General features: G+C 27.7%; 13 protein-coding genes, 1 riboswitch and 1 other annotated feature (1 of these 15 only partly in view). Of the genes, 7 read left to right on the top strand and 6 right to left on the bottom strand.

Features of this window, described 5'->3' with window-relative positions:
- Positions 1–166: 166 nt before the first annotated feature.
- A complete protein-coding gene (locus tag I2E83_RS08740) occupies positions 167–1,237 on the bottom strand; it encodes a GNAT family N-acetyltransferase (protein WP_195429459.1) in 1,071 nt (356 codons plus the stop codon).
- 467 nt (positions 1,238–1,704) lie between these two features.
- Here I2E83_RS08740 and I2E83_RS08735 point away from each other — a divergent pair, with 467 nt between their 5' ends.
- From I2E83_RS08735 to I2E83_RS08715, 5 genes are read left to right on the top strand one after another with little or no spacing between them, the layout of a single operon-like run.
- The gene (locus I2E83_RS08735) at positions 1,705–2,244 is read left to right on the top strand and encodes an XRE family transcriptional regulator (RefSeq protein ID WP_195263314.1); all 540 of its coding nucleotides are present in this window, start codon (positions 1,705–1,707) and stop codon (positions 2,242–2,244) included.
- 20 nt (positions 2,245–2,264) lie between these two features.
- The gene (gene potA, locus I2E83_RS08730) at positions 2,265–3,317 is read left to right on the top strand and encodes a spermidine/putrescine ABC transporter ATP-binding protein (protein ID WP_347707754.1); all 1,053 of its coding nucleotides are present in this window, start codon (positions 2,265–2,267) and stop codon (positions 3,315–3,317) included.
- Positions 3,310–4,164 carry an ABC transporter permease gene (locus I2E83_RS08725; protein ID WP_195263312.1) on the top strand — a complete coding sequence of 285 codons (855 nt, stop codon included), beginning with the start codon at positions 3,310–3,312 and terminating at the stop codon, positions 4,162–4,164. The genes potA and I2E83_RS08725 overlap by 8 nt, the downstream gene beginning before the upstream one ends.
- Complete coding sequence (locus I2E83_RS08720) at positions 4,158–4,970, top strand: ABC transporter permease (RefSeq protein WP_195263311.1); 813 nt, start codon at positions 4,158–4,160, stop codon at positions 4,968–4,970. Before I2E83_RS08725 ends, I2E83_RS08720 begins: the two co-directional genes overlap by 7 nt.
- Positions 4,957–6,024 carry a spermidine/putrescine ABC transporter substrate-binding protein gene (locus I2E83_RS08715; RefSeq protein ID WP_195263310.1) on the top strand — a complete coding sequence of 356 codons (1,068 nt, stop codon included), beginning with the start codon at positions 4,957–4,959 and terminating at the stop codon, positions 6,022–6,024. The genes I2E83_RS08720 and I2E83_RS08715 overlap by 14 nt, the downstream gene beginning before the upstream one ends.
- A 122-nt stretch (positions 6,025–6,146) precedes the next feature.
- Here I2E83_RS08715 and ndk read toward each other — a convergent pair whose 3' ends face one another.
- A complete protein-coding gene (gene ndk, locus I2E83_RS08710) occupies positions 6,147–6,557 on the bottom strand; it encodes a nucleoside-diphosphate kinase (protein WP_195263309.1) in 411 nt (136 codons plus the stop codon).
- Positions 6,558–6,689: 132 nt separating this feature from the next.
- On the opposite strand from ndk, the gene I2E83_RS08705 reads away from it, so the two are divergent.
- Positions 6,690–6,959, top strand: coding sequence for an acylphosphatase (locus I2E83_RS08705; protein ID WP_195429457.1), 270 nt, complete (start codon positions 6,690–6,692; stop codon positions 6,957–6,959).
- A 20-nt stretch (positions 6,960–6,979) separates the two neighbouring features.
- Here the strand turns inward: I2E83_RS08705 and I2E83_RS08700 are convergent, their stop codons facing one another.
- A complete protein-coding gene (locus I2E83_RS08700) occupies positions 6,980–7,951 on the bottom strand; it encodes a glucosaminidase domain-containing protein (protein WP_195263307.1) in 972 nt (323 codons plus the stop codon).
- A gap of 300 nt (positions 7,952–8,251) precedes the next feature.
- On the bottom strand, positions 8,252–9,646 hold the full coding sequence (locus I2E83_RS08695) for a sodium:alanine symporter family protein (protein ID WP_195429455.1): 1,395 nt from the start codon (positions 9,644–9,646) through the stop codon (positions 8,252–8,254).
- A gap of 84 nt (positions 9,647–9,730) precedes the next feature.
- Positions 9,731–9,831, bottom strand: a riboswitch (glycine riboswitch).
- A gap of 366 nt (positions 9,832–10,197) precedes the next feature.
- Here I2E83_RS08695 and aspD point away from each other — a divergent pair.
- The gene (gene aspD, locus I2E83_RS08690; protein ID WP_195429453.1) at positions 10,198–11,850 is read left to right on the top strand and encodes an aspartate 4-decarboxylase; all 1,653 of its coding nucleotides are present in this window, start codon (positions 10,198–10,200) and stop codon (positions 11,848–11,850) included.
- 151 nt (positions 11,851–12,001) lie between these two features.
- On the opposite strand, the gene I2E83_RS08685 is transcribed toward aspD, so the two are convergent.
- Both I2E83_RS08685 and leuA read right to left on the bottom strand, forming a co-directional pair.
- A complete protein-coding gene (locus I2E83_RS08685) occupies positions 12,002–12,193 on the bottom strand; it encodes a hypothetical protein (protein ID WP_195429451.1) in 192 nt (63 codons plus the stop codon).
- 337 nt (positions 12,194–12,530) lie between these two features.
- Positions 12,531–14,201: a 2-isopropylmalate synthase gene (leuA, locus tag I2E83_RS08680; RefSeq protein ID WP_195429449.1), complete on the bottom strand. Its 1,671-nt coding sequence runs from the start codon at positions 14,199–14,201 to the stop codon at positions 12,531–12,533.
- A gap of 57 nt (positions 14,202–14,258) precedes the next feature.
- Positions 14,259–14,407 (bottom strand) — a binding site (T-box leader) (it continues 49 nt past the right edge of the window).

Genomic DNA, 14,407 nt, shown 5'->3' with positions numbered 1-14,407 from the left:
AGACTCTCCTGTTTCATTAAAAATTATCTGAATTCATTTGCTTTTTTTAGTTACTATATTTTTAATAGAAAAGATATATCTACATCTAATAAATATATCTCATATGATTCCATATATTCTATTAAATTTCATAAATAACTTTCTATATTATATAGCTCCAAGATCCTTATATAGCTCCTAATTCTTTATATAGTTCCTTGCTTATATCTTCACCAGCAAACTTTTTAACAATTTCTACACAAAGTTCTATAATTCCAACCATATTTGAAGCAAACATTAATTTACCGTTATCAACAAATGATTTCTTAATTTCTATTGCACCTTCTATTTTCCATTTAGATTCAGGAATTGCAACTCCATTTATATCATTAAACTTATCGAGAAAATAGATTCCGTTAGAAAAAGTAGTTATATAATCACACTCATTATATCTTTCTCTTATATAATTCATCAGCACACTATCATTAGTAGCACTAGCTACCCCTACGCCCCCAGGAATTATAACTATATTAGGATTATACATATCTTTACTTGCTATTTTATCAACTGCTATATCTATATTATTTGATTTAATTTTTGCTTTACTTGATACGGAATGTATTTCAAAGTAATCATCTTCCAAAAGTTCATTTATCTTATTGAATATACTAAATGCAATTGAATATTCCATTATCTCTATATCATCGTAAACTAAAAGAGCAATCTTTTTCTTATTATTTATTTTACAATTTAAAAAATTATTCTTAGTTAATTTATATGTGTATTGCTTTCTAAAATTATTTATTTCTTCGAATCCAACTTTTTTCAATAAAGATTTAGCTTCACTTGTTTTTACTGTATCTATTATTGCTTCTCCACCGAACTCTAAAAAATAATACTCTAAAAGTAATCTTAAGGCTTCTTCTCCATATCCCATTCTTCTATATTCATGATGTATTTTTATATTTATTCTTGCCACCTTAGTTGCAGAATTATATCCATGAAAACTTACTTCCCCAATGGCCTTATCATCAGTAGTATACACCAAACAATAAAAGTTTTTTCCATCGGTAGGTTGCACCATTTTCTTGTAAAACATTTCCCATTTTTCTCTTGGAAATGAATATGCTTCACCAACCTCACCCATATTCTCTTTATTTCCCCATAATTCCTTAACAAAAGATAGCTCTTCAAAGCTAGGTTTCCTTATATACGCTATCTTTCCATTTCTTCTATATAAACTTAACTTTTCATTCATTATCTCACCTATAAATATTTACTTTATTCTTCCAGTTAATATATAGTCTACTATCTCATAAAATCCACGTTTTATCAAGATATATAGACTTAATATAAGAACTAAGTAATTTAAATTTAATATTTTTTTAATAATACTAATTAATCTTATTAGAGGTAATAATTTGAAAATATTGATTTCTTCTGCATTTTAAAGATATAATAATTTTCAGTAATTTCAAACACCTTATTTTTTATTTAGTATTTCTAAACTTTTAGTGTTGTTTTATTAAACTAAATTTTTAAGCAATCTAATATACTTTAATAGAATCAACACTTCTAGAAAAATTTTAGAGGAAATTTTTTATATGTTTTTTTATAAAAAATATTGATTTATATCAAATTAAAATATATAATATCTATTGTTTGTTTAGTAATTTTAAACCTAAGGTTTAGTATTATAAAATTTATTAAAGTAGAGGTGTAGTTGTGGAAATCGGAGAAAAGATACGTAGATTACGTATTGAAAAGCAATTAACTCAAGAAGAACTTGCTAATAGATGTGAATTATCTAAAGGATTCATATCCCAAGTAGAAAATGATTTAACTTCTCCATCAATAGCAACATTAATAGATATATTAGAAATACTAGGAACTAATCTTACAGAGTTCTTTAGTGATGCTAGCGAGGAAAAGGTTACATATACATATGAAGATATGTTTGAAACTGAAAATGAAGATTTAAGATATAAGCTAATGTGGCTTATACCAAATGCTCAAAAAAATGAAATGGAACCAATTATGATAACTTTAGAACCAGGTGGGCAATATATAGAAGAAGAGCCTCATGAGGGTGAAGAATTTGGTTTTGTTTTATCTGGAACTATAATATTACATTTAGGCAAAAAGAAGTTCAAAGTTAAAAAGGGCGAAAGCTTCTATTTTAAGCCTAGGTCTAATCACTATATTTCAAATGGGGGAAAAACACAAGCCAAAGTTATTTGGGTAAGTACTCCACCATCATTTTAAATCTATAGAAAGAGGTGTTTATTTTGAAACAAAATATAATTGAAATGAAAGGTGTTTCTAAAACTTTTGAAAATAATTGTGTTTTAGACAACCTTTCATTAAACATTAAAAAGAATGAATTTTTAACATTACTTGGCCCTAGTGGATGTGGAAAAACAACAACATTAAAAATAATTGCTGGATTTGAAGATGCAGATAAAGGTGAAGTTTTATTTAATGGAACTGATATTTCAACTTTACCTCCATATAAAAGGCAAGTAAACACCGTATTCCAAAAATATGCTTTATTTCCTCATATGAATGTATATGAAAATGTAGCTTTTGGATTAAAAATTAAAAAGACTCCTAAAAATGAAATAGATTCAAAAGTTAAAGAAATGCTTAAATTAGTTTCTTTAGAAGGATTTGAAAAAAGAAGCGTTGATTCTTTAAGTGGTGGACAACAACAAAGAGTTGCCATTGCAAGAGCTCTAATTAATGAACCTGAAATTCTTCTTTTAGATGAACCTCTTGGCGCACTTGATTTAAAACTTAGAAAAGAAATGCAAATTGAGCTTAAAAGAATACAACAAAGACTTGGAATTACTTTCATATTTGTAACACATGATCAAGAAGAAGCATTAACTATGTCTGATACTATCATTGTTATGAATAAAGGTAAAATTCAACAAATGGGTTCTCCTGAAGATATTTATAATGAGCCTGCTAATGCTTTTGTTGCTGACTTTATAGGTGAAAGTAACATTTTAGATGGTACTATGTTAGAAGATTTTAAAGTAGAATTTTGTAATACAACTTTCGAATGTGTTGATAAAGGATTTGACCAAAACGAATTAATTGATGTAGTTATAAGACCAGAGGATATAAAAATCGTATCTCCTGATAAAGGAATGCTAAAAGGAATTGTTAAATCTATAATTTTTAAAGGTGTTCATTATGAAATAGAAGTTGAAGAAGGAAACAATACATGGATAATCCATAATACTAAATTTGCAGAAGTAAATTCTGTTATAGGATTAGATATTTATCCAGAAGATATTCATATTATGAGAAAGGTTGCAAATAATGAGTAAAGCAAAAAAAGCTAATAGAAACTTTGCTGCATCTCCTTTCATAATCTGGAGTGCATTATTTATTGTAATTCCTTTATTAATAGTTTTATTCTTCGGCTTTACTGTAACAACACCTGAAGGAGATTATGCATTCTCCCTAGAAAACTTTACAAGACTACTTCAACCTCAATACATAAAAGTTTTCGGAAGAAGCTTATGGCTTGCTTTATTATCTACTATCTGGTGCCTAGTTTTAGGATATCCTGTTGCATATATTATATCTAAAATGAAGCCTTCTAAAGGTAACATTTTAATAATGCTTTTTATAGTACCTATGTGGATGAATTTCTTACTTAGAACTTATGCTTGGTTACCTATCTTAGGTAAAAACGGATTTATAAATAATATTCTTGGCTATTTCGGAGTTGGTCCTTTTACCTTCTTATATAATGATGGCGCTGTAATTCTTGGTATGATTTATAATTTCTTACCATTCATGGTACTTCCAATATATACTGTTTTATCAAAAATGGATAAGGACTTATTAAATGCAGCTGCTGATTTAGGTGCAAATAGAAGTGAAGTATTTAGAAAGATAGTACTTCCATTGAGCATGCCTGGAGTAGTTTCAGGAATAACTATGGTATTTATGCCTGCTGTTTCTACATTTGTAATTTCAAGATTACTTGGTGGTGGACAATATATGCTTTTAGGTAACTTAATAGAGCAACAATTTACTATGATGGGTGATTGGAACTTTGGTTCATCTATTTCAATATTTATGATGATAATAATATTAATTTCTATGGCTATAATGAGTAAATTTGATAATTCTGATTCTAAAGAAGGAGGCGGTCAATTATGGTAAAAAAGTTTGAAAATTTTATTAAGAAATTTTATTTATTACTTGTATTCATATTTTTATATACGCCTATAGTTGCCTTAATAGTCTTCTCCTTCAATGATTCTAAGACTATGGGAAAATGGTCTGGATTTACATTGAAATGGTATGGCGAGCTTTTTAAGAACGAAAGAATCATGCAAGCTTTATTCTTTACAGTTGTTATAGCTATAATTTCTTCTGTCGTGGCCACAGTAATTGGTACATTAGCAGCTATTGGTATAAATAAAATGAAAGGACCTAAGAAGGCTCTTTTATTAAATATAAATTATTTACCTGTATTAAATCCTGATATAGTAACCGGTATTGCCTTAATGAGCTTATTTATATTCATAAGACCACTTACAAAATTAGATTTTGGATTTACTACTATGCTGCTAGCTCATATTACATTTAATATTCCATATGTAATCTTAGCTGTTTTGCCAAAGCTTAGACAATTACCTGAGAATGTTGAAGAAGCTGCATTAGACTTAGGTGCTACACCATCTTATACATTAAGAAAAATAATATTACCTCAAATTAAGCCTGGTATCTTTGCTGGTATGCTAATGGCATTTACAATGTCTATTGATGATTTTGTTATTAGTTTCTTTACAGCTGGTCCAGGAGTTACAAACCTTTCTATAGAAATATTTGCTATGGCAAGAAGAGGTATTAAACCTGAAATTAATGCTCTTTCTACTTTAATGTTTGTGACTGTTCTAACTCTTCTATTAATTGCTAATAGAAAAGAATTTACATCAAGAGGTGATAAAATTGAAGAAGCTTAAAAAGTCTATTGCTATTTTATCTTCATTATTTTTAATATCTTCATCTTTTGTAGGATGTTCTAAAAATGAAGATAGTTCTAAAAGCACAAGAACTCTTAATGTATTTAATTATGGAGATTACATAAATGAAGATTTAATTGCAAAATTTGAAGAAGAAACTGGTATAGATGTAATTTATGATACTTATGAGTCTAATGAAATTATGTATCAAAAGGTGAAAAATAGCCCTGGAACATATGATTTAATTTTCCCTTCTGATTATATGGTTGAAAAAATGATAAATGAAGATATGTTAGAAAAAATTGATTTTAATAACATACCTAACTATGTGAATATTGGTGAAGACTTTAAAAACCTTCCTTATGATCCTAACAATGAATACTCTGTTCCTTATATGTGGGGAACAATAGGAATAATATATGATGCTGATAAAGTTGATGATCCTGTAGATAGCTGGGATATTTTATGGAATCCTAAATATAAAGGTGAAATATTTATGTTTGATTCAATAAGAGATACGCTTGCTATTTCCTTAGTTAAACTTGGTTATTCTTTAAATTCAGTTGATAAAGATGAATTAGATGAAGCTGCAAATGAATTAATTAAACAAAAGCCTTTAGTTCAATCGTATGTCATGGATGAAGTTAAGGATAAAATGATTAACGGCGAAGCTACTTTTGCTACTGTTTATTCTGGCGATGCTATTTTTATTCAAGAAGAAGCTCCTGATTTAAACCTTCAATATATAGTTCCAAAAGAAGGTTCTAATAAATGGTTTGATGTTATGGTTATACCAAAAGGCGCTAAGCATAAATCAGAAGCTGAAGAATTTATAAACTTCTTATCAGATCCTGAAAATGCAAAAGAAAATGTTGAATATATAGGTTATGCAACACCTAATACAGCTGCCTATAAATTATTAGATGAAGAAACTCAAGAAGATGAAACTGTTTATCCAGCTGAAGAAGTTCTTGATAAATGTGAAATATTTAAAGATTTAGGAAATAAAATAAAACTATATGATGATGCATGGTTAAAAGTAAAGATAGACTAAAAACTTTTAACAGTAGTTTTTTAAATAACAAAAATATGGTAGCCTTTCATTAAGAAATGCTACCATATTTTTTTAAATTTTATATACTAAATTAAGTATTCTCTACAATATATTTTTTAAGTTTATAAATTTGAATTTCCAAACCATAATTTAATCTCTCTTTTAGCACTTTCTATGCTATCAGAAGCATGAACACAATTTTCTCTATTGTTTGCTGCATATAATTGTCTTATAGTTCCTTCTTTAGCTTCTTCCGGGTTGGTACTTCCATTAATTTTTCTTATTTTTTCAATTGCATTGTCTCCCTCTAATATTAATGCACATAGTGGTCCTTTAGTAATAAAAACTATCAATGGTTCAAAAAAACTTTTTCCAATATGTTCTTCATAATGTCTACACGCAAATTCCTTAGATATCGTTTCCATTTTCAGCGCAGTTACTTTGAGATCATTTTCCTCATATTTACTAATAATCTTTCCTATTAGGTTTTTCTCTACAGCATCTGGCTTTATAAGTACTAATGACTTTTCCATAAAACTCCCCCTCTTTTTTTAAATTCTCATCTAAATTATACCATTTTTTATATAAAATAATAATCCTCTCTTCATAATAATATTGTAGATATGTTATAATTTTTATAACTATTCTAATAAAGGAGTGAGATTATGGTCAGATATTATATTATTGTTAAAGGTAGGGTTCAAGGCGTTGGATTTAGATATTTTTGTCAAATGAATGCAACTAACCTTAACTTAACAGGATGGGTTCGTAATATGGATAATGGTATGGTAGAAATGGAAGTTCAAGGTGATGATAAGATATTAGTGAAATTTATTAGTATAATAAGTAAAGGAAATTATTTTATAAGAATAGATTCAATATCTAAGAAAGAAATTGATTTAGTTCCATCAGAAACTAAATTTAAAATAAAATAGAGCATTAGTTTTCCAATGCTCTATTTTTGCTTTCTTTGTACCTCAGTATCATATAACATTAAATTATTTTCTTGAATAACTCTTATTAATTTATCTCCATAAATTAAATTCCCTTCTTCATCTTTTGCAGTACTATAGCCGGCATTTTCTAAAGCTTGTGCTTGTTCTTTATAACTTTTAGCTTCAAATAATCCATTTGCAGAATATCTTTCATTTTCCCATAAAAATTTACCATGATCTTTTATAGATGATTTTATATCTTTATATGATCTAAATGCTCCAACAATAACATCATCATAATTTTCTTTAGTTTCAAGATCAACACTATCTCCGCTCCATCTTTCGTCAGCTTTTATACCAAAAAGATTATTATACTGCGATGATAATTTAGACTCTCCCCATCCTGATTCTAAAATAGCTTGAGCAATCGTAACTGAAGGTAGTATCCCATAGCTTTCATAATTATCAAAAGCAATCTCTGATATATTATCTATGAATTCAAGTTTAGAATTATCTTTTACTAACTCTCTATTAATATAATTATTTTTTAGTCCTTCAAGATATTTATTCGCTTTTTCTTCTTCCTCATTATTTAATTTTAAGGATTTAACTACTGATTTAAAGCTATTTAAGTCAGCAACATTCCCGTTATTATCCTTTTTATAAAATGAATTTACTATTTTACTTATAACATCATTATCTATCTCAAAATTTCCATTATTTATGGCTCCACTTATTGAAGCTATTTCTTGCCAATTTAATTGAAATCCTCCACTACTTGCGTCATCACATATATTTATATATTTAATTATATCATCATTTGAAAGTAACGTTTCTTCACTACCATTATTAATAAATTTAGATGTTATAAATACTAATGTGCTTATAAATGTAACAATAAAAATTATCATTAATAATATTTTCTTTATACCACCTTTAATATAATTCTCCTTATAATCACCTATACCTTTATATGTACCTTTATACTCCAAAAACTCACCTCCAAAATAGTTTTCTATATAAATATATACATCCATTATAAACAATATTTTATTTATATAAAGTTTATTATAAAAATTTAATTAATATTTAATAAACTAATATTATATTTACTTAAATTTATGCTAATTTACTAAAATATGTTTATTAACTCTTGAAAATTCTACCAATTCTATTTATATAGATTATTAATCAAACCATATAAAATATAAAATTCAATATCTATAAATTACTACTTAGCTTTCTAAGTTAATCACTCTTTTATTTATATAAAAAAGGTGGATTTCTCCACCTTAAACTGTCATTTTCTCTTCAACTGCTGAATTATCTTTTTCTTTTAAATCATGAAAAAATCTTTCTGTCTCTAAAATTATTACATGTCTCAATCCTATCAATCCAATTAGATTGGGAAATGCCATAAGTCCATTAACTATATCTGCTATAATAAAAATCATCTCTAATGGTAAAAAAGGTCCTACTGCTACAAAGGCTATAAAAATAACTTTATAAGGTTTTATTCCCTTTACACCAAATAGATATTCTATACATCTCTCACCATAATAATTCCATCCTAATATAGTTGTAAATGCAAAGAACATCAGTCCTATATTAACTATATACTTTCCTAATAAAGCTATTGGTAATCCATTTTCAAAAGCTGCTGTAGTTAAAGCGGCACCTTCCAAATTTCCACTAAAGCTTCCTGTAACAACTATAACTAGCCCTGTCATTGTACAAATTATTATCGTATCAATAAATGTTCCTGTCATTGAAATTAATCCTTGTTTAACAGGGGACTTTGTTTTTGCTGCCGCAGCTGCTATAGGAGCACTACCAAGCCCTGCTTCATTTGAAAATACTCCTCTTCCAATTCCTCTTTGCATAGCAATTGAAATTGTTATTCCTACAGCTCCACCTAAGGCTGCTTCAGGATTGAATGCACTCCTTATTATTAAACTAATAGCTGACGGTATTTTTGTAAAATTAAAACCTAAAACCAATATAACTCCTACTATATATAGTATAGCCATGAAAGGAACAACTTTTTCTGATACACTTGAAATTCTTTTTATTCCTCCTAGAGTAACTAAAGCAACTAATATAGTAACTACTATTGCTGTTACTACTAATGGAATATTAAATCCTATTTGTGCAGCATCAGCAATTGACTTTACTTGTCCAAATGTCCCTATTCCAAGTAGAGCAACTCCTACCCCAAATATTGCAAATAATTTAGCTAACCAATTTAATCCTAAACCATTTTTTATATAATACATTGGTCCACCAGACATTTGTCCATTCTCATCTACTTCTCTATATTTTATAGCAAGTAATCCTTCTGCATATTTAGTTGCCATACCAAAAAATGCTGCTATCCACATCCAAAATAATGCCCCTGGTCCTCCAGCTTTAATTGCAGTAGCGACTCCAACTATATTCCCTGTTCCTATAGTTGCTGATAAAGCGGTGCATAATGCTCCATAACTAGATACATCACCTTTTGCATCTTGATCATTATCTTCCTCTTTTGAAAATATATATCTTAGTGCTAAAGGTAATTTAAATATTTGCAGAAGCTTTAATCTCCATGTCAAATATATTCCTGTCCCTACTAGCAGTATTAATAAAGGTGGTCCCCATATTATACTATCAATAGTACTTAAAATTGATTGAATTTGATTTAACATAAAAAAATCCCCCTTAAATTGAAATTTACGGAGGAGAATAGATAGGTAAATAAGCCCTAAAAAATAATAAAACTTTATAGACCTATCTTATCCCCTGTCCTTTTACCTGAGAGTTTCAATAATTTAAAATTTAAATTATCTTGCTCCTTCGGTGCTCATCTCTGAGTCTCTCCAGAGGTTCGTCCAATAGCGGTCCTAATACCTGAAAGATTTACTTCTTCGGTGGATTTATCTAAAAATCTCTCTCCCACTACCTTCAACCGAACATTATTAAATTGTATTATAATTATATACGCTTATACTAAAAATTTCAACTATTCTTTGTATTAATTATAAAATATCAACTTAATAATTTTTAATTTTATAATTATTAACATTTAACATATTAATAATTTTATATCTTTTATGACTTATATATTTTAATAAATTAGCATTTTTTGCATCTTTTATTTCAGTAATTATATTTTTTGCAAGAATTCCTTGATTTTTTAGAATATGGCTATATACTATTTAGTAGGAATTAATAGTATATTTGAAAAGGAGTACCCATAATGGATATAACATTAACAAAGGATTACTTATCAAACCTTTATGGTAAAATAAGCCCTTTCGAATTTAAAGATAAATTAATAAAATTAGCTAACCTTAATAAAGAAAAATTTAATGGAAATATTTTAGATGCTGGTAGAGGTAATCCTAACTGGACTTCTTCAACACCTAGACAAGCCTTCTTCACTCTTGGGCAATTTGCAGTATTAGAATGCCAAAGAAACTTATGTATGGATGATTTAGCAGGTATGGTTAGCAAATCTGGTATTTATGAAAGATTTTTAGATTATTATAATAAGAATACTAATTTACCAGGAATTCATTTATTAAAAGAAATAATAAACTATTGTATTGATGAACTTAATTTTAATCCAGATGATTTTTTATTTGAAATTACTGATGGAATTATTGGTGATAACTATCCAGTTCCAGATAGAATGCTTATACATATGGAAAAGATAGTTAATAAATACTTACTAAAGGAATTATGTGGTGATACTAAATTTAATAATAAATTTGATGTTTTTGCTGTAGAAGGTGGAACTGCTGCAATGTGTTATATTTTTGATTCTCTAACAGCAAACAAGCTGTTAAATAAAGGTGATAAAATTGCTTTAATGACACCTATATTTACACCATACTTAGAAATTCCTCACTTACCTAATTATAATTTTGAAGTTGTAAGAATTCATGCAAATGAATTAGATGAAAATAATAATCCAACTTGGCAGTATCCAATTGAAGAATTAGAAAAACTTAAAGATACTGGCATAAAAGCATTATTTATTGTTAATCCAAATAATCCTGCTTCAATAGCATTAAGTTATGAATGTAAAAACAACTTAGTTAATGTAGTTAAAAACTACAATCCAAATTTAATGATAATAACTGATGATGTTTATTGTACATTTATAGATAATTTCAAATCTATAATTGCACATTTACCATACAATACATTAGGAGTGTACTCTTTATCAAAATACTTTGGTGTTACAGGTTGGAGACTTGGTACAATATTATTAAGTGAAAATAATGTATTTAATAATCTTTTATTAAATCTTTCTTCTGATGATAAAATTGAAATAAATAAAAGATATAAACATATGTCATCTAATCCTAATTATATAAAATTCATTGACAGATTAGTTGCAGATAGTAGACAAGTTGCCTTAAATCATACTGCTGGTTTATCAACTCCACAGCAAGTTCAAATGGCATTATTTTGTGCATTTGCTCTTGTTGATTCTAATAATAGGTATAAAAATTTCACTATTGAGATATGCAAAAAACGTAAAGCTTTATTATTTGAAGGTATGGAATTAGACCTAGTAGAAAATCCTAATGATGCTTCTTATTATACTGAATTAAACATAATTGATTGGGCAAGAAGTAAATTTAATGAAGATTTTGCTAACTATATATTATCAAATTATACGCCATTTGATATATTATATGATTTAGCTAAAAATTACTCTGTGATTCTATTAAATGGAGATGGATTTGCTTCTTCTGAATGGTCTCTAAGAGTTTCACTAGCTAATCTAAATGATAATTGCTACTATATCATAGGTAAAGTTTTAAGAAAAATTCTTGATGATTTACTTAAAGAATGGCAAGAAAATCAATGGTCAGAAGAAAAAGCTGAAAATTTATAAAACTATTTAATACTTTAATATATAATAAAAATCACAAAAATAAAGGTCGGGTTTATGCTCGACCTTTTCTAGTTTGTAATATATTAAAGTTGTTTATTATCATAGCCTTCGATAAAAATATTATCTGAATCTTACTTTTATGATACATATTTTATTGGAAATCATTTTTGTTAAAAAAATATTTATAGACAGTTGTAGTAGCTAATAAAATTGATGCGATAGTTAAGAACACATTAGAAATAACAGTTATTTCTTTATATGTGCAAAGAATTATTATTTGTATTACAAAAAAAATTATCGCTAACTTATATCCTAATTTTTCTATTTTCTTTTTAGTTACCATATAACTCCTCACATTTAAATATAAATAGAGAATAATTTAATACTCTTTCGAAATGCTTATTTAATATTACAATAACACAATTTTCAAATATATTCCATTTATTTTTTCTAATTTATTCACATTAAAAAATCACATTAAAGTTCACAACATTAATAAATTTATTAACGCTGCGAACTTGTTTTTAATTTACATGTGTTTTTTATAAAAAATAGCATTAAAACTAGTTAAATAGTTGCTTTAGAGCTATTTGAATTTGAATTTTAATGCTAAATTTAATGTGCTTTTAAATTTTCAACCCCAAATTTGAGCTCGCTGAAATAATCTAATATCTAATTTTCTAATTTCTATAAAGTCTATTTATAGCACTAAATACTGCTTTTATTGATGCTATAGTTATATTACTATCTACCCCTACTCCAAAAGTAACCTTAGAATTATCTAACCTTTTCATCTCAACATAAGCAGCTGCTTTAGCCTCTGATCCTTCTCCTAAAGAATGTTCTGCATAATCTAGTATTGTAGTTTTAATTAAATTACTTTTAATTAATGCTTTCTTTAATGAATCTATTGGTCCATTTCCTTCTGCTATAAAACTCTTTTCTTCTCCATTGAATAAGAATGTAACATCTATTTTAGTATTTTGTGATTCAATATTTAAACTATCACTATCTTCTATCTTAAATTTTAATAATTTAAATGGTCCTTCAACATCTAAATACTCTTCTTTAAATTTCTCCATAATTACCTTTGGTGATATTTCTCCACGTTTTTCTGTTATCTTTTGTATTATATCTCCAAACTCCTTATGCATACTCTTAGGCATCTTATACCCAAAATGGCTTTCTAAAACGAATGCTACTCCACCTTTTCCTGACTGACTATTTATCCTAACTAAGGCTTCATATTCTCTTCCTAAATCACTAGGGTCTATAGGTAAATATGGTACTTCCCATATATCACTATTTCTTTCTATATACTTTTTCATTCCTTTATTTATTGCATCTTGATGAGAACCTGAAAATGCAGTAAATACAAGTTCTCCTGCATAAGGATGCCTTATATGAACAGGTATTTTGCAACACTTTTCATATATATCTATTATTTTGTTTATATTGTCTAATTTTAGCTCAGGATCTATGCCATGAGAAAACATATTGTATGCTAAATTTAATATATCAACATTTCCTGTTCGTTCTCCATTTCCAAATAAAGTTCCTTCAACTCTATCTGCCCCTGCCAACATTGCAAGCTCTGCAGTTGCAACTCCTGTTCCTCTGTCATTATGTGGATGTACACTTAATATTAATCTATTTCTATTACTAAAATTTCTAGACATCCATTCTATTTGATCTGCAAATACATTAGGTGTATCCATTTCTACTGTAGATGGAAGATTTATTATTACTTTATTATCATTACTAGCTCCCCATGTATCTAATACAGCTTCACATACTTCAAGTGCATAATCAACCTCTGTTCCTGTAAAACTTTCTGGTGAATATTCTAAGTATAACTTTCCATTAAAAGAGTTTGCATACTCTTTTACTAATTTTGTTCCCTCTACTGCTATAGACTTTATTTCATCTTTGCTCATATTAAATACAACATCTCTTTGTAATATAGATGTGGAATTATATATATGAACTATAGCTTCTTTTACTCCTTCTAAAGCTTCAAAAGTCTTTTGTATTAAATGTGGCCTAGCTTGTGTTAAAACTTGAACCTTTACCCCTTCAGGAATCAAGTTATTTTCTACTAAAGTTCTTAAAAAATCAAACTCTATTTGAGATGCTGATGGAAATCCAACTTCTATTTCTTTAAATCCTAATTCTATTAAAAGATTAAACATTTTTATTTTTTCTTCTACTGTCATAGGATTAATTAATGCTTGATTTCCATCTCTAAGATCAACACTACACCATATAGGCGCTTTTTTAATTTCATTATCTGGCCATGTTCTTTCCTTTAACTTGATTGTTTGAAACCTTTTATACTTTTGATAATTCATTTTAATGCCCCCTTATTTATAAATACGGAAAGTTAAAAACCGCATAAACACACTCCTAATTGGAGCGATTTACGCGGTACCATCCAAGTTTTAACTTAATTGAAATAACGGCATAACAATGCCGACAAAACCTACTTCCCCATTCAGTCTTGTAGCTCCTGAGCGAGTTCAAAAGCGATAATATGCGGGCTCTCACCATCTCCCTA

Origin of the sequence: Clostridium sp. D46t1_190503_E9 (genome assembly GCF_015555225.1) — a bacterium.
Classification (GTDB): domain Bacteria; phylum Bacillota; class Clostridia; order Clostridiales; family Clostridiaceae; genus Clostridium.
This window is presented reverse-complemented; position numbering and strand designations above follow the sequence as displayed.